Raw genomic sequence first — 16,355 nt, 5'->3', positions numbered from 1 at the left:
AGCCCGAGATGACCGAGGATATGCTGCTGCAACTGATCACAGAAGTGGAGAAGGCCGACCCGATCGACTATGCGAACCTGCCGTTCGACGACGTAAAGCTGCGCGCGCTGGCCTGCAAGCTGATCGCGGAGCGGTCGGTCGAACTGGAATCGTCGGGCATGTCGCAGGACGCGCTGCTGGCCACGCTCTGGGTCTCCACCGCCAAGCTCGTGCTGGAGAACATCGTGCTCAATGCCCGCCTGCTGACGTTGATGGGCAAGGCCGAGGATGCCCGGGTACTGATCGACCGGATCGCTCGCCAGTCGCGGGGCCAGCCCTGAGCCGTGGTTGTAGTGGGTGATGAGTTGGTCACTCGCTGCCAAACGGTCGCCAATTCGCTAAAATACGGCGTTTTCACCCGAACGGGCCAGCCGGCGGGTGGGTTTGTCCTGGAGAATTCGGGTGATCAAGTGGATTATCGTCGCGGTCTATCTCAGTGCCATCCTGTATGTGCACTTCCGCGGCAAGGTCAGGCTGCCGTTCATGCGCCAGATGCTGGACCATTCGGCATTGGTCGCGCCGATCAATTGCTTCATGTATCTGTTTTCGGGCGTCCCGCGCACGCCCTACATTCCGGTCGACCGTTTTCCTGACCTCGAGAAGCTGCGCGCCGCCTGGCCGCAGATTCGTGACGAGGGCCTGGCGCTGATCGCCATGCGCAAGATCAAGGCCGCCGACAAGAACGACGACGCCGGCTTCAATTCATTCTTCAAGTACGGCTGGAAGCGTTTCTACCTGAAATGGTACGAGGCGCAGCACCCGTCCGCCGAAGTGCTGTGCCCGAACACCGTGGCGCTGCTGCGCGACATGCCGACCGTCAAGGCGGCGATGTTCGCCGAGCTGCCGCCGGGGGGCAAACTGAATCCGCACCGCGACCCGTTTGCCGGTTCGCTGCGTTACCACCTTGGCCTGTCCACGCCCAACGACGACCGCTGCTTCATCGAGGTGGACGGCGAGCGCCACAGCTGGCGCGATGGCCATGGCGTGGTCTTCGACGAAACCTACCTGCACTGGGCCGAAAACCGCAGCGAGACCGACCGCCTGATCCTGTTCTGCGACATCGAGCGTCCGATGCGCTATCGCTGGGCCGCCGCCGTGAACCACTGGATGGGCCGCAAGGTCATGACGGCCGCCAGCTCGCCCAACGACGAGAACGACCAGACCGGCATGATCAACAAGCTGTTCCGCTTCGTCTGGCTGGGTGGCCAATACCGCCGCCGCTTCAAGTTGTGGAACAAGAACGTGTACTACGTGACGAAGTTCGGCCTGATTGTTGGCGGGGTGGCGCTGATTATCTTTCTCTGAGCGGTGTGATTTGTTCACAGGAAAGCCGGCCGTGTGCCGGCTTTTTTGTTTGGGGTGGGTACCCCCGTGTCCATCGTATCGCGCTGGATTTTTCCTCTGCATGAGCGGCGTTTGCGCTTCAGCAAAGTTACGTCGCGACAGCATTCCGCGCGCATCGGCATAAGGCTAGGGTATGGCGTCCTCCGCCCTGCTACCCACCGCATGCTGATCAGCCCGCCGTTCCTGCCGCAAGACGCGCTAGCGCCCGCCGAGGTCGTCTCGACCGATCCGATGGCCGATTGGGTCGACTGGTACGAGCCCATCGGACATGGCGTTTTTCCGCTTACGCTCGATCGCCGCTGGCATTGCGGCACGCATCTGTGCCCCCGGAAACAGAACGAGGGGGTGCGCGCCATCGCTGACGGCGAGGTGGTGGCGTACCGCGTCGCCCAGAAACCGATCTACCAGAGCGAAGACGACCTGTGCAATGGCCGTCCACGGAGATCCAATATCGGCTTCGTGCTGCTACGGCACCGTACCGAGACGGACGAAGGCCGGACCATCACGTTTTATTCGCTGTACATGCACTTGCTGGACCTGTCCTCGTACCTCAACATCGGGGCGCAGGTGAATAATCCGCCCGAAACAGGTTCGGCTTCCGAATTGCCGCGCTGGCTGTGTTTTCCCACCGATGGCGTCGTGGCACCAACCGGCATCAAGGTATATCGCAAGGATCTCCTGGGATATCCGGGCCGCATGCATCAGGTGGGCCAGATTCATTTCGAGATTTTCATGACCGAGGAGGATTTCTCGGCATGGTTCGAGCGGCCAGGCAATGACGCGCGCGCGGCGGCCAATCCCATCACGCCCGCATCGAAGGAATATTGGGGGCACACCTATTTCGTGATTCCGGGCGGACAGCGGTTCGCCAGCGTGCCACCTGGATTGACGCGTGCCACCAGCGCCTATTTCCCACCGCTCAGCGATGGCGTGCTGGACGATGCCAGCACGTTGTACGTCGAGGTGTATTTCCTCAAGGGCCAGCGTCATACCCGCTCGTGGCTCGGCAAGGACGGCAAGATCATCCCGTTGACGCCAAGCCCCGTTCGAGACAGCTACGCCGACTACGAATACAAGCTTTACGACCGCGCCACCACGCTGTATCCCGATTGCCCGAGCGACGGCTATGAAATGTTGCGCTTCGGACGCATTTTGAGCGACGCGCCGATTTTGGCGCCGGGCAAACGGGTGACGTGGGTCGCCGTGCCATTCACAGCGGAGCGCCAGGGCTATATCGATATCAATCAGGACACGGTCCAGAAGCTTTCAGACGCCGATTTTCCGGCGTTCATGGGCTGGCAGAAAGTCTGCGAAGGCAACACGCCATTCGACGATGACGGCCTGTGCGACTACGACGAACTCGTGAGCTTGCTGAACGAGGCAGACCAGGGGCGCTTTCCGAATATCGAGACGGAGGAGGACTGCAAACCCGACAAGCTCGTGACTTCCTATATCCGAGGCAGCGAAGCGGTCCGCCAGAAGCTGCGGGGCCTGATCTGCCACGCCCCGAGCGAATGGGACGCCAGCAATATCGAAGCGCGCTACCAACGGCTCAAGGAACCGGGCGAGTTTTTCGGCAGGCGCATGGATATCGATCCGGACGGCTACGAGAACTTTCTGCGGTTCAACCGGAAATTCCAGTTCATGGGCCAAACGCCGCTCGGCGAGGGAAAGAAGTTCTGGTACTTCCATCCGATGGCGTTTATCCGGCATTTCAGGAGGTGTGGGTGGTTGAGCGCGGAGGAATTGGCGCAGTGTTTTCCGAGGAAGTTGCTTAAATTAAAGGGTCGGCTTTTCAAGCCGGAAGTAACGCGTTGGAGCGTTGCGCACAGCAAATCCAAAGAGTGGAAGACGCCCTTCAATTGTGCTGGACGGAAGTACGGACTCGCTGACAGCAGGCGGCGTCTTCTTCACTGGCTCTCGCATGTCATTCCAGAAACTGGAAATCTGCGCTTAGTCAGGGAAATCGACGGGGAATATGCCAAGTATAAACCTTATTACGGTCGTGGGCTGATTCAGCTTACCCATCTTGAGAATTATCAGAAATATGGAGTTTTTCGTGCCTTTCCTCGAAATCTAAGTGTGCCGGGAAAGTTTGCCGACCTAGGATGGGATCCGGATAGGCTGATTGCCGCCAACAATGTGGGAAATCTGCACCGCGACAATTGCGCGGATAGTGCGGGTTTTTACGTCGTAATGCGTAGTAATATGCTACGCCACTTGGACGCGGGAGTTAATCAGAGTCATGCAATAATGGCTAGTAAAGATGTTAACGGCTATGTCGCGATTCAGAATTTGAACGGTCTCGATCTCCGCTTGCAATCGGTCGTTTATCTCCGAAATATCCTTCTGGATGAAATGTTCGAAAGGACATTCGATATGTCGTTCCAATGGAGACGGAACTCCGACCCAGAGCCGGTTGAGTCCCTTGCAGTGCCAGAATCGGCGGCAGGGCGCGTCAAGAAAAAGCATCACCTCACCACGCACCGCATCAAGGTGTCGCTTGAGAAACAGTTGCCCGAATGAAAATGAAATACTGGCCGATTTTGTTCCTGTTTGCGCTCCCTAGTTCCGCGTTGGGCTTTGTCGCGGATGCATACTGTTTTATTTCGGGTGGTGAAGCAAAGGGGCTGGAATTCCGTAGCTACTATGACCGGGAAATAGAATGGTCTGGCGCGGTAGTGAAATATGAGAATGCATCCACTGTTATTCCACTTATTCTGAAAAGCCGCCATGTGGAAATATTGGATCCAGACCGACCATATGAAGTGACACGTACCTGGTGGGAGGTTGTGGGCGGTCGATTTACCGGTGAATACACGATGACGAGTCAAGGGGCGATGATTTACAACTTTTCGTACAAGAACTACAGAAGCCGAAAGGTTACGCATTTTTCAATGGACCCCAATTTCGACCCTGCGGCACATGCAACGTGCCCCTTTCAGAAGCACTAGCCTTCTACGTGCACGCCGTGCCGGTTCGCTGCATCCTTCTGCCTTCCACCCCACTGCCTCGAGCCATCCCCCTCACTCCCGCCGCCTCTCATTCCCCAGCGCCTCGTAGTGCGCCCGTTTCGCCTCGTACATCCGGCTGTCTGCCAGTTTCACTGTGTCGGTAAGCCGGTCGCCCTGGGTGCAGGTTGCCGCGCCCACCGAGAATGACAGCCGGGCGCCCGGGTAGAACTGGTTGTTGAGGCCGACCACTTCCTCGATCTGCTCCACCACCGTGGCGGCGCCGCGCTCGTCGCGGCCGGCCAGCAGGACCATGAACTCGTCGCCGCCGATGCGGGCAATGCAGGCCTGTTCGCCGACGGCTTTCTTGAGGACTTCGCCGGTGCGGCGCAGCAGGGCGTCGCCGTCGCTGTGGCCGAACTGGTCGTTGATGATCTTGAGGCCGTTCAGGTCTACCGCGATCACGCTTACGGGCCATGGGCCCTTGCGCCCCAGGCGCGCCAGTTCATCCTCGTAGTAGGCGCGGTTGTAGAGCTTGGTCAGCACGTCGTGCTTGCCCAGGAACTCCACATAGGCTTCGGCTTTCTTGCGGGCGGTGATGTCGGTCAGCGAGACCAGTACCTGATCCCAGTCGGCCTCGCGGCCGGGGAAGACGGACCACTGCATGAAGACGTCGACGGGGCGGCCGTCGAGCGCGTAGTTGATGACCTCGCGCTGCTGCCAGAGCTTTTCGTGCCAGAGGTCGATCAGCTGCTCGGCGAAGTGGATGCGCATGTCGTCGCGGAACACGTCGCCGAGGCGGGACAGCAGGATTTCCTTGCTCGGCGCGCCGAACATCGCCAGCGTCTGCTGGTTGACGTCGAGCACGCGGATCTCCTGCATGCAGCGCGAGACGAAATCGGGGTGGACGTTCAGGAAGGTGCGGAAATCGGTGATGCCGGCGGCCCGTACTTCGTCCAGCAGCATCTTCACGGCGCTGAAGTCTTCCACCCACAGCGAGACCGGGGAGTGCTCGAACAGCCCGCGTGCGTACTGCTGGCTGCGGCGCAGCTCGCGCTCGGAGCGCACGCGGGCCGTGATGTCCTCGATCGATAGCAGCACGCGTGACCAGTCGTGCTCGTGGCCGGGCATGACGTTGGCTTCGAGGCGGATGTCGAGGCGGTCGCCGTCGAGCGTGTAGTTGACGGTCTGGCTTTCGAAATGCTGGCCACCGTCCCAGAGCTGGGCCAGTTCCTCCACGTGCTGGTCGAACATGTCGTCGCGGAACACGGCGTCGAGGTTGTCGACGAGGTCGGCGAGGTCGCGCGCGTGGAACAGGTCGAGCGTGCGGCGGTTGACGTCCAGCACGCGGATCAGCGCCGAGCAGCGGGCCACTTCGGCGGGATGCTCGCGCAGGTAGCTTCGCAGGTCGGTCACGCCATCGGCGCGCAATTGCTCGAACTCGCGCCGCACGGCGCTGAAATCTTCGAGCCAGAGCGAGACGGGCGCCAGCTGGAAGAGCGTCTGGTAGTCATTGTCGAGCCGTGCAGTGGCCGGTGCGTGCCCCAATTTCTTCTCCATTGTTGTGACGGATGGCATACCGCGCCTAGGATAGGCGAGCGGACGTCGATTAGGGGAGAAATCTTGCGGCGGAGCGGCGCGCTTTGGCGTGCGCGCCACGCCGGTCAGCCCGCCAGGCGGCGCGCGGCGGCCGACACGGTGTCGAGCGCGGCTTCCAGTTCGGGCGTGCGCAGGTTGCCGCAGTTCAGCCGCAGGTAGTGATTGAAACGGTTCGAGTTCGAGAACATCGCACCGGGCATCACGCGGATGCCGTCGCGCAGCACGTGCTCGAACAGCGTCTCGGACGCGACGCCTGCCGGCATTTCGACCCAGAGGTGCAACCCGCCGCGCGGCAGCGTCAGCCGCGTGCCGGCCGGGAAGGTGGCCGCCACCTTCTGCGCCACCCACTCCCGCTGCACACGCAGTTGGGTGCGCAGCCGGCGCAGATGGCGTTCGAACGCGCCGGTGCCCATGTACTCGGCCACCGCGATCTGGGTCAGCATCTCGTTGGGGCGCGACAGGCCGAACTTCAGCATCTCCACGCGCGCCTGCCATTTGCCGGCCGTGATCCAGCCAAGCCGCATGCCGGGCGCCAGGATCTTGTGCAGAGAGGCGCAATGGATCACCGTGCCGGTGGTATCCCAGGACTTGGCCGCCGTCAGCGGCGTGTCGTCGTCGAAGGTGGCCGAGCAGCAGTCGTCCTCGATCATGGCAATGCCGCGCGCCGCGCACCACGCCACCAGGCGCTGCTTGTGGGCGTCGGGCATCACGCAGCCGAGCGGATTCTGCAGGTTGGGCACCACGCAGACGGCCTTGATGTTGTCGTAGGTCTGGGCGGCCAGTTCCAGCGCCTCCAGCGAGATGCCGGTCTGCGGACTGCACGGGATTTCCAGTGCCCGCATGCCCAGGCTTTCCAGGATCTGCAACAGCCCGTAGTAAGTGGGAGATTCCACTGCAATCACGTCGCCGGGCACCGCCACGGCGCGCAGCGCGAGCGTCAGCGCCTCGGTGGCGCCGTGCGTGACCACGATGTCCTCGGGCGCCACGGTGATCCGGTGGCGCAGCGCATGCCGGGCCAGCGCGGCGCGGAATGCGGGGTGGCCGTCGGCATCGACGGAACTGCCGAACAGATCGGGCTGCCTGCGCAGCGCGCGGATGGCCGCATTGCGCAGGTCGTCTGCCGGATACAGCTCCGGGGCGCCGCAGGCGCCACCGAGGTTGACGCGGTGATGGCGGCTGCGTGCCAGGATCGCCGAAATACGTTGGTGAATGCCCACATACTGGGCCGGGTCCGGAAGGCCGTGCGCGGGTTCCTCGATTGGGGCCAGTGCCGGGCGGCGGGGCGCGCAAACGAAGTAGCCCGAGCGGGGGCGTGCTTCGAGCAGCCCGGCGGCCTCCAGTTCGCGGCAGGCCTGGAGCGCGGTGGACAGGCTGACATCGTGCAGGCCCATCAACGCGCGTACCGAGGGCATGCGGTCGCCCGGCGTCAGCGTGCCGGCCGAGATGGCCTGGCGGTAGTGCCCCGCCAGTTGCTGGTAGAGCGGGCCGGCGGCGGCGCGGAGGGCGTTGGAGGCGACTGACATGGCGACATCATCGCGCGGGCGCGACGTCCGGAACAGATACAGATTTGCGGTCGCTGTATCGTAACAGGGCGGGGGGATCGAATCTGTTCCGGTTGTCGTGGCAAGCCCTTGTGCCTGTTGCCCGCGGGGGCCGGCCGATAGGCTGGAGGCTCGTATTTTCGCCAGGAGACCTGTCATGCCAGCCCCCCAGATTCGTGTCGATACGGTCCGCCTTGCGGCGGGCCAGTGCCTGATGATCCACCTGCCGGAAGGTGCCGCCGTGCACGTGCAGGCGGGGCGGGTGGCAGTGGGTCGCCATCGCTGGCTGGCCGAGCAGCCGGTCATGGCATGGCAGCGTCCGCAGGGCGAGGGTCTGGAAGTGATCGATCAGGCAGGATGGCACCGGATCGTCGCCGATTCGCCGGCACAACTGAGAATCCTGTGGCCGGCGCCGCGCCCGAGCCTGTGGCGGCTGATAAAATCCCGGCTCGGCCGTTCTGGCCTCCTGCCGGGATACGCCCGGCCACCAGACGACAAGGCCGCAGAACCATCGGTACCCCATGCTACGTCTCAGTGAAGTCAAACTCCCGCTCGACCATGCCGAGAGCGACCTGGAGGCTGCCGTGCGCAGCCATCTGGCCCAGATCGGCGTCAAGGGCGACGGCCTCGTCAAGTTCACCGTCTTCCGCCGCGCGCACGATGCCCGCAAGCGCGACGACATCAAGCTGACCTACATCATCGACATCGAGGTCACCGACGAGGCCGCGGCAATCAAGCGCATGCAGCGCAAGCCGAACTGGAGCGTGACGCCGGACATGGCGTACCACTTCGTGGCCAGGGCACCGGAAGGTGGTCCGAAGCTGCGGCCCGTGGTGATCGGCCTGGGGCCGTGCGGGCTGCTGGCCGGGCTGATCCTGGCCCAGATGGGCTTCCGCCCGATCATCCTGGAGCGCGGCAAGGAAGTGCGCGAGCGCACCAAGGACACGTTCGGGCTGTGGCGCAAGAACGTGCTGAACCCGGAGTCGAACGTGCAGTTCGGCGAGGGCGGCGCGGGCACGTTCTCGGACGGCAAGCTGTACAGCCAGATCAAGGACCCCAAGCACTACGGCCGCAAGGTGCTCGAAGAGTTCGTGCGCGCCGGCGCGCCCGAGGACATCCTCTACAAGGCACGTCCGCACATCGGCACGTTCCGGCTGGTCAGCATGGTCGAGAAGATGCGCGCGGAGATGCTGGAACTGGGCGCCGAGATCCGTTTCGAGACGCGCGTGGACGATATCGACATCGACAACGGCCACGTGCGCGGCCTGAAGCTCTCGAATGGCGACTACCTGGCCTGTGACCACGTGATCCTGGCCGTGGGCCACAGTGCGCGCGACACCTTCCACATGCTGCACGACCGCGGCGTGTTCATGGAAGCCAAGCCGTTCTCGCTGGGATTCCGGATCGAGCATCCGCAGGGGCTGATCAACCGCAGCCGCTTCGGCAAGTTCGCCGGCAACAAGCTGCTGGGCGCGGCCGACTACAAGGTGGTGCACCACGCCAGCAACGGCCGGGCGGTCTACAGCTTCTGCATGTGCCCGGGCGGCACGGTGGTGGCGGCGGCGTCCGAACCGGGCCGGCTGGTGACCAACGGCATGAGCCAGTACTACCGCGCCGAGCGCAATGCCAATGCCGGGATCGTGGTCGGCATCACGCCGGACGAGGATTTTCCCGGCGGCCCGCTGGCCGGCATCGCATTCCAGCGAAAGTGGGAAGAGCGCGCGTTCGAACTGGGCGGTAGCGACTACCGTGCGCCGGGGCAACTGGTGGGCGATTTCATTGCCGGGCGGGCCTCGACCGCGCTTGGCTCGGTGGAGCCGTCGTACAAGCCGGGCGTCACGCCGACCGATCTCAGCACGTCGCTGCCGGACTACGTGATCGACGCCATCCGCGAGGCGCTGCCCGAACTCGACAAGAAGATTGCCGGCTTTGCCATGCACGACGCGGTGCTGACGGGCGTGGAGACGCGCACGTCGTCGCCGCTGCGCATCCGCCGCAACCGGGACGACTGCCAGAGCATCAACGTGCGCGGCCTGTATCCGGCGGGCGAGGGCGCGGGCTACGCGGGCGGCATCTACTCGGCAGCCATCGACGGCATCGAGGTGGCCGAAGCCGTGGCGCTGCATATCACGAACGGGCAGTGACGGCCATGACCGAGGTCAGTGCAGGCGCCGAACGTGACCGCATCGCGGGCGAGGTGCGCCACTGGCTCACGCGTGCCGTGATCGGCCTGAACCTGTGCCCGTTTGCCAAGAGCGTGCATGTGAAGGGGCAGGTTCGCTACGTGGTCAGCGACGCCACGGACGATGCGGCGCTGTTTGACGAGCTGGACCGCGAACTGCGCAGCCTGGCCGAGGCCGATCCGGAGCAGGTGGACACCACGCTGCTGATCGTGCCGTACGCGCTGGGCGATTTCCTGGCCTACAACGATTTCCTCTACGTCGCCGACCAGTTGCTGCAGAGCCTGCGGCTGGACGGCACGCTGCAGATCGCCAGCTTTCATCCGCAGTACCAGTTCGAGGGCACGGCACCCGACGATATCGAAAACTACACGAACCGCGCGCCGTATCCGATCTTCCATCTGCTGCGCGAGGACAGCATTGCCCGGGCGGCCGACGCGTTCCCGGAGGCGGAAGATATCTACGAGCGGAACATGGAGACGCTGCGCCGGCTGGGACACGCCGGCTGGCTCGAATGGATGGCCGGCAAGAGCGATCTCTGACCGGCTCCGGCGGCGGGGCTAGGCTGCGGCGGCTTCGGTAAAGAACCGCTCGCGCAGTTCGTCGAGGCCGACCGATTCCAGCACCTGCTGCAGCCGCTCGGCGGGCCGGCGGCGCGGCAGGTCCTTGTACTGCGCCACGATCAGCTCGTTCTTCATCGAGTGCTCCCAGCCCACCAGTTCGGTCACGCTGACCTGGTAGCCGTGCGCCTCCAGTTGCAGGCAGCGCAGCACGTTGGTCAGCTGGCTGCCGAACTCGCGCGTGTGCAGCGGGTGGCGCCAGATCTCGGTCATCGGATTGCCGGCCAGCATGCGGCCCTTGTGCTTGCGCAGCACCGACGCCACCTCGGCCTGGCAGCACGGCACCAGCACGATGTGCTGCGCATGCTTGGCCAGCGCGAAGCGGATGGCGTCGTCGGTGGCCGTGTTGCACGCGTGCAGCGCCGTGACCACGTCGACGGTCTCGGGCAGCTTGGGCGACGTGATCGAGTCCGCCACCGACAGGTTCAGGAAGGACATCCCCGGAAAACCTAGTCGTTTCGCCAAATCCTCGGAACTGGCGACCAGTTCCTCGCGCGTCTCGATCCCGTAGATATGGGAATCGTCCTTCAGGTCCTTGAAGAACAGGTCGTAGAGGATGAAGCCGAGGTATGACTTGCCGGCGCCGTGATCCACCAGCGAGACGGCGCCGCGTGCATCCTTGACTTCGCGCAGCAGCGGCTCGATGAACTGGAACAGGTGGTAGACCTGCTTGAGCTTGCGGCGGCTGTCCTGGTTCATCTTGCCGTCGCGCGTCAGGATATGGAGTTCCTTGAGCAGCTCGATGGACTGACCCGGGCGGACTTCGTTCTGGCTGGACATCTGGGTGGGGGGTGATGCTGGAAAGGCCGACAGTTTACCGAAATCCCGGCGCCCCCACTTTTGTGGGCTAAAGTTCACTTGGCTTTCTGCCGTTGATCCTGGGATCACGACAAGCAGAGTTGGCGCGGTTGCGGCGGGTTTTGCGGAAAACCTATCGGGGCATCGGCTCCGGGCCGGCTGTCGCCACCCAGAACGAGAAAGTGGGGAGCCATGACAGCCGACATGGGATTGCGCCTGGAACTTAGCCAGCCTGGCGATCTGGTAAGAGCATGCTTTGCGCCCGAGCCGGGGCGCCTGCCGCCTGACCGGGCGGCGCTGGACGCCGGGCTGGCGGAACACGGCTGGGCGCGCGCGCGCCTCGACCAGGCCGCCGTGACCGGCTTCCTGACGCAATGCCAGCTGACCGACCGTGAGATCGATGCCGTCATCGGCAGCGTGCTCGACGGCGCGTTCGAACTCGAAATCACCGCCGACAAACTGCAGCTTCTGCTGACGCTGATGCCGCCCGAGGGCGGCCGGCCAATCGCCGGGGAGGATATCGCGGCGGCGGCGGCGTCGATGAAGGTCGTGGCGCTGCTCGATTCGGCCGCCATCGGCGTGGCGCTCGAAGCCGGAAGCTGCGAAGGGCGCGAGATCGCGCGCGGCGTGGCGCCGGTGCAGGGCGAGACGGCGCGTTTCGACAGCCTCGTGCAGCAGCCCCGGCCCGCCCAGGTGAAAAACGAGGACGACCGCGTGGACTTGCGCGACCTCGGCAGCCTGCTGCTGGTGAACCCCGGCACCGCCCTGATGCGCCGCACGCCGGCCCGTCCGGGCAAGGACGGCATGGACGTGCTCGGCAAGCCGATTCCGGCCGACGTGGTGGTGGACACCCCGTTCGCGGCCGACATGAGCGGCGTGGCACCTGATCCCAATGACCCGAACCTGCTGCTGGCGGTGATCGCCGGCTCGCCGCGCGTGCTGCCCAATGGCGTGATCGTCAGCCCGGTGGTGGACGTGGATGCCGTGGACCTGCACTCGGGCAACGTCACGTTCGACGGCTCGCTGCGGGTGTCGGGCGACATCCGCAGCGGGATGTCGGTGCGGGTGACCGGCGACGTGGTGGTGCAGGGCACGATCGAGGCGGCGCACGTGGAAGCGGGCGGCGACGTGATCGTCAAGGGCGGCATCATCGGCAAGGCCGAAGGCGCCCATGGCGGCGCGCCGAACGAGATCGCCAGCGTGCGCAGCAAGGGCGCGGTGCATGCCCGCTTCATCCAGAACGCGATCGTGGAGGCGGCCACCGAGGTGATCGTCGAGAGCGGCATCCGCCAGAGCGATGTCTCGGCCGGCGAACGCGTGGCCGTGGGCACGCCCACCGGGCAGGGCAGCATCAGCGGCGGCCGCACGCGCGCCCTGCAGGCCGTGAGCGCCGCCATCCTCGGCGCCCCGGCGGGCAGCGCCACCGCCGTGCAGGTGGGCCTGAACCCGTTTGCCGACGAACAGAAGGCCGAGGTCGAGGCGCGGCGGCGGCAGGTGCTCGACGATCAGGCCAAGCTGCAGCAACTGGTGGCGTTCTTCGCCAAGCATCCCGAGCGGGCGCAGGGCGATGTCCGCGAGAAAGCGCGCGCCACGATGTACAAGATCAACCGCGAGCTGTTCGAGCTTGATGCCGAGATTGCCCGGCTCACCGAGCAGATCAAGCCGTCCGACGATGCGGTGATCGCCGCCAGCCGGCGTATCCACGGTGGCGTCACGCTGCAGGTGGGACACAAGGTGCTCAAGGTCATGGAGGACAAGTCCGGCGGGCAGGTGCGGGTGGTGGAAGACCGCATCACGGTCAACTGAGCGGCGCCCGCTGCGCCGGGGTGGTGTTACGCCGGGAGACTGCCACGTTACGTCACGCGTAACGTCGGGGGTGACGCGCGGCGTCATGGCCGCCGCACAGCCAGCGGCCCACCCCTGCAACCCGCGAAGCCAGCGTGGACAAAGGCTGGCGGGTGGCGGACGGGCTCCCGGGATCGATCCTGGAGACGGCCGTGCTGGCTGGCATGGCGTTTGCAGAATCTCCGCCACTACATCCATACGGGGAGACTTGCCATGACCGCACTCGTGATCGAAAGCCAGCCGCTGATCCGCCTGGGCATGCAGCGCATGATGGAACGGATTCCGGGCGTCGGCCCGGTCCGCGCGCTGGAACCGGCCGCCATCGTCTCGCTGGAACGCAGTGCAGAACTGGTGCCGGTGGTCTACGGCATGTCGGACGACAGCGCCGACAACTGGTACCTGCTGCGCCGGCTGCACCAGGCGCTGCCCAATGCCCGCATCCTGCTGCTGACCGACAACATGTGGGCGCGCGTGCCGGCGGCGCCGGACGCCTGCGGCGTGGTGGAGCAACTGCCCAAGACCGCGTCGATCGAGCGCATCGAGGCGTCGGTGCTGCAGATGATGGGCTGCGAGGGATTCGTGCCGCTGCAGGCCGGCGTGGTCAATGGCTGGCGGCCGGTCTACCTGTCGCCGCGCGCGATGTCGTAGGGGGGGCGCGCGTGTCTCATTGGCTCGATATGAGACGAATCTGATTTGCCGGCACCCCCGGTTTTCCCGCTTGTTTCCTGCCTAGAATTCTCCGCATCCGTCCTGGATAACCTGACTGACAAGGAGAAGATCGATGATGGAAATGACGTTGAACCGTATGCCGGCGGCCATGCCGGACCCGTTCGCCGCGGGCAGGGCGGTCCGCGCCGTGGTCAGCGGCGTTGCGCTGGGCGGCGGGACGGGCGGCCCGGACGACGAGGCCGCGCATCTTGCCGCGGCGGCGACGCTGCTCCAGCGCCACGGCATCGCGCTGGACCAATGCGTCGTGGTGCGCGAGCGCGCCGGCTTCGAGGCCAGTGACGAGCATGTCCAATACGTGGTACGCGTGGGCGAGAAGGCCGATATCTTCGCGCTCAACGAGGGCCTGACCGCGGTGCAGGTCGCCCGTGGCCTGGTGCCGTCGGCCCGGCTCGACGTGGTATTCGAGCCATGAGCGTCGGCGCGCTCGAAATCCTCCGCTGCGCGACGGTCATCGCCGAGGCCGCGCACGGGGAAGCCAACTTCCGTTCGGCAATCAGCCGCAGCTACTACGCTGCCTACCACGCGGCCCACGCCTGGCACCGTGCGCTGCCGGTGCCGGGGCGCGCCAATGGCCGGGGTGATCGCCATGAGACGCTGGTCAGCCAGCTCTACCACCCGGGCATCCGGTGCGGCCATCCGCTCTACGGGCGATCCATCGCGCTGGCGCGCATGCTGAACCGGGGCAGGGTGCTGCGCCTGCAGGCCGACTACCGGATCGGTGGCGAAATCGACCGGGCGCAGATGCGCAGGGCGCTGGCGAACAATGCCCGCATCGTGATCCGGTGCCAGGAGCAACTGGACGACATGGGGGATGCGATGCCGGACGCCCTTGCGACGTAGCGCCGGACTGACGGCACGCGCGCCTGGCGCGGAACGCCCAAAGCAAAAAGGGCAACCCGGATGGGCTGCCCTTTCTACTCAAGTGATGGTGCCGGAGATAGGAGTCGAACCTACGACCTTCGCATTACGAATGCGCTGCTCTACCAACTGAGCTACACCGGCGAAACCTGGACTTGTGAAACCTGTTCCGTGGGCTCGACATTCGTGCAAATTAGCCGAACTTGCTGCGGTTTTCACCGCGTTAGGCTGTTTTGCGTCGCGTCCAACAGAGCCAGCAATATTAGCAGCGACCTTTCGGTTTGTGAAGCCCCTCGTGCGAATTTTTTCGCCGGGTCTGCCGGGGCCATCGCCGCGATGTCACTGGCTGACAGACGTAAGCATCGCACGGGGCGCGCCTGAGCGAGGCTTGAAAAAGGGGGCGATGTCGCCCCCTTTTCGCCGTTGAGCGGGGCTCGCCCCGGGTCAGAACTTGTGGCGCAGGCCGGCCATCACGCCCACGCGGCTGCCGTGGCCGTAGAACGGCGTCTGGAACGTCGGCTGGGCGCCGAGCGTGCGCCAGGCGTCGGTCAGCGACGTGTAGTCGGCTTCCAGGTAGACGTCGGTCCGCTTGCTGAACGAGTAGTCGAGCATCACGGCGGCGGTGACGCGGTTGCCCGAGTCGCTGCCCGTCTTCAGGTGGTCGTAGGTACCGCTGGCGAGGACATACCAGGCCGGGTTGAACTGGTACTTCAGGCCGAGGTAGCCGGCCTGGTTCTTGTACCCGGCGTTGTCGACATTGCTGTTGGTGTAGCCGAGGTAGATCGTGGCAGGGCCGGCCGTGTACGTGCCGCCAAGCGTCCAGACCTTCTGGTCGCTGTTGGGCACCGTGACACCGTAGTACGTGGTGGTGTCCTTCATGATCTGGTAGCCGCCGGCAACCATGAACGGGCCGGCCGCGTACGTCAGGCTGCCGCCCGTCGACGACGATTTGGCCACGCTGCCCGGCTGTTCGCCAAACGCGTGCTGGGCCGCGATGGTCAGGCCGCCGAACTTGCCGGCGTACTTGATCATGTTGTCCTGGCGCACGCCGCCCGTGTAGTTGCCGCCCTGGAAGCCGACGATCGAGAGATTGGCCAGTGCGTAGGCGTCGTAGCTGGCGATGACCTCGTGGATCACGGTGAACTGGCGGCCCAGCGTGACCGTTCCGAAGTCGCCCTGCATGCCGACGTAGGCCTTGCGGCCGAACAGGCGGTTGCCCTGCAGGCTCTGGCCGGCGTCGGGCGAGAAGCCCGATTCGAGCACGAACAGCGCCTGGTAGCCGCGGCCCAGGTCTTCCACGCCGTACAGGCCCCAACGGCTGCCGGTCAGCACGCCGTCGGTCATCTGCACCTTGCCGTTGCCATTGGCGCTTTCGTTGGTGGTGTAGCGGATCGTGGTGTCCACGATGCCGTAGAGCGTGACATTGGACTGCGCCTGGGCCGCAGCCGGGGCGCCAAGCGCCGCGAGTGCTGCCGTGGTGAGGAAGGGCGCTAGGGCTCGCTTCATGTTTTGAGTCTCCATCCTGGCTTGTTATGACGTTGGATTTGAAATTGCCGGTGGCGAATGCTTTGACTTCTGCTGCGTCTGGCTCGGGCATTACCTGCACCGGCGGGCATGGGTGGCGCGTGGAATTAACGGTCTTCCACGCGCCGGGACACGCGTGACATGGAATTGGGAAAGGCAATTCATGTGATGTGATGTCCTATGACATCGTACCTTACAGAAAAATAACATCGCAAGACATACGACAAGACATTGCGTTGTAGAACAACACCAGGCGCCAAGAGAAAGAGGCTGATTTCAGCCGCCAGCCGTTGATGCAGAGCGGCATTCTTCAACTTGACCGATGCA

At 64.5% G+C, this 16,355-nt stretch carries 15 protein-coding genes and 1 tRNA gene; 11 read left to right on the top strand and 5 right to left on the bottom strand.

Going from position 1 to position 16,355, the window contains the following annotated elements; all coding sequences use genetic code 11:
* The first annotated feature begins 8 nt into the window (after positions 1-8).
* The 4 genes from EV147_RS08925 to EV147_RS08910 all read left to right on the top strand — a co-directional run bounded on the left by EV147_RS08925 (position 9) and on the right by EV147_RS08910 (position 4,337).
* Positions 9-320 carry a hypothetical protein gene (locus EV147_RS08925; RefSeq protein WP_130390724.1) on the top strand — a complete coding sequence of 104 codons (312 nt, stop codon included), beginning with the start codon at positions 9-11 and terminating at the stop codon, positions 318-320.
* A 121-nt stretch (positions 321-441) separates the two neighbouring features.
* Entirely contained in the window at positions 442-1,344 is a 903-nt protein-coding gene (gene lpxO, locus EV147_RS08920; protein WP_130390723.1) for a lipid A hydroxylase LpxO, read from the top strand.
* A gap of 66 nt (positions 1,345-1,410) precedes the next feature.
* Positions 1,411-3,909, top strand: a complete 2,499-nt coding sequence (locus EV147_RS08915; RefSeq protein ID WP_235844634.1) for a lysozyme family protein — start codon at positions 1,411-1,413, stop codon at positions 3,907-3,909.
* Positions 3,906-4,337 (top strand): hypothetical protein, encoded by a 432-nt coding sequence (locus EV147_RS08910; RefSeq protein ID WP_130390722.1) that lies wholly within the window; start codon positions 3,906-3,908, stop codon positions 4,335-4,337. The genes EV147_RS08915 and EV147_RS08910 overlap by 4 nt, the downstream gene beginning before the upstream one ends.
* A gap of 72 nt (positions 4,338-4,409) precedes the next feature.
* Here EV147_RS08910 and EV147_RS08905 read toward each other — a convergent pair whose 3' ends face one another.
* Positions 4,410-5,894 carry a sensor domain-containing diguanylate cyclase gene (locus tag EV147_RS08905; RefSeq protein ID WP_235844633.1) on the bottom strand — a complete coding sequence of 495 codons (1,485 nt, stop codon included), beginning with the start codon at positions 5,892-5,894 and terminating at the stop codon, positions 4,410-4,412.
* A 104-nt stretch (positions 5,895-5,998) separates the two neighbouring features.
* Complete coding sequence (locus EV147_RS08900; protein ID WP_130390721.1) at positions 5,999-7,456, bottom strand: aminotransferase-like domain-containing protein; 1,458 nt, start codon at positions 7,454-7,456, stop codon at positions 5,999-6,001.
* A 175-nt stretch (positions 7,457-7,631) separates the two neighbouring features.
* Between EV147_RS08900 and EV147_RS08895 the strand changes: the two genes are divergently transcribed.
* Genes EV147_RS08895 through EV147_RS08885 form a run of 3 tightly spaced genes read left to right on the top strand, consistent with a single transcriptional unit; the run spans position 7,632 to position 10,196 of the window.
* Positions 7,632-8,012 carry a hypothetical protein gene (locus tag EV147_RS08895; protein WP_130390720.1) on the top strand — a complete coding sequence of 127 codons (381 nt, stop codon included), beginning with the start codon at positions 7,632-7,634 and terminating at the stop codon, positions 8,010-8,012.
* Complete coding sequence (locus EV147_RS08890; RefSeq protein WP_130390719.1) at positions 7,996-9,618, top strand: NAD(P)/FAD-dependent oxidoreductase; 1,623 nt, start codon at positions 7,996-7,998, stop codon at positions 9,616-9,618. Before EV147_RS08895 ends, EV147_RS08890 begins: the two co-directional genes overlap by 17 nt.
* A gap of 5 nt (positions 9,619-9,623) precedes the next feature.
* Positions 9,624-10,196 (top strand): DUF1415 domain-containing protein, encoded by a 573-nt coding sequence (locus EV147_RS08885; protein WP_130390718.1) that lies wholly within the window; start codon positions 9,624-9,626, stop codon positions 10,194-10,196.
* Between the two features lie 18 nt (positions 10,197-10,214).
* Here EV147_RS08885 and EV147_RS08880 read toward each other — a convergent pair whose 3' ends face one another.
* Positions 10,215-11,054, bottom strand: coding sequence for a class I SAM-dependent methyltransferase (locus EV147_RS08880; RefSeq protein WP_130390717.1), 840 nt, complete (start codon positions 11,052-11,054; stop codon positions 10,215-10,217).
* Between the two features lie 210 nt (positions 11,055-11,264).
* On the opposite strand from EV147_RS08880, the gene EV147_RS08875 reads away from it, so the two are divergent.
* From EV147_RS08875 to EV147_RS08860, 4 genes are all read left to right on the top strand, one after another.
* On the top strand, positions 11,265-12,878 hold the full coding sequence (locus EV147_RS08875; RefSeq protein ID WP_130390716.1) for a DUF342 domain-containing protein: 1,614 nt from the start codon (positions 11,265-11,267) through the stop codon (positions 12,876-12,878).
* A 252-nt stretch (positions 12,879-13,130) separates the two neighbouring features.
* Positions 13,131-13,565, top strand: a complete 435-nt coding sequence (locus EV147_RS08870) for a response regulator (protein ID WP_198680191.1) — start codon at positions 13,131-13,133, stop codon at positions 13,563-13,565.
* Between the two features lie 133 nt (positions 13,566-13,698).
* Positions 13,699-14,058, top strand: a complete 360-nt coding sequence (locus tag EV147_RS08865; protein ID WP_130390715.1) for a DUF6461 domain-containing protein — start codon at positions 13,699-13,701, stop codon at positions 14,056-14,058.
* Positions 14,055-14,486, top strand: coding sequence for a hypothetical protein (locus EV147_RS08860; protein WP_130390714.1), 432 nt, complete (start codon positions 14,055-14,057; stop codon positions 14,484-14,486). Before EV147_RS08865 ends, EV147_RS08860 begins: the two co-directional genes overlap by 4 nt.
* Positions 14,487-14,572: 86 nt before the next feature.
* On the opposite strand, the gene EV147_RS08855 is transcribed toward EV147_RS08860, so the two are convergent.
* Positions 14,573-14,648 (bottom strand) — tRNA-Thr (locus EV147_RS08855).
* A 300-nt stretch (positions 14,649-14,948) separates the two neighbouring features.
* Positions 14,949-16,010, bottom strand: coding sequence for a porin (locus EV147_RS08850; RefSeq protein ID WP_130390713.1), 1,062 nt, complete (start codon positions 16,008-16,010; stop codon positions 14,949-14,951).
* Positions 16,011-16,355 lie beyond the last annotated feature (345 nt).

The sequence above is a fragment of the Cupriavidus agavae genome, from assembly GCF_004217045.1.
GTDB classification, from domain to species: Bacteria; Pseudomonadota; Gammaproteobacteria; order Burkholderiales; family Burkholderiaceae; genus Cupriavidus; species Cupriavidus agavae.
The sequence above is the reverse complement of the archived record's forward strand: the minus strand, read 5'-3'. Positions and strand labels throughout refer to the sequence as shown.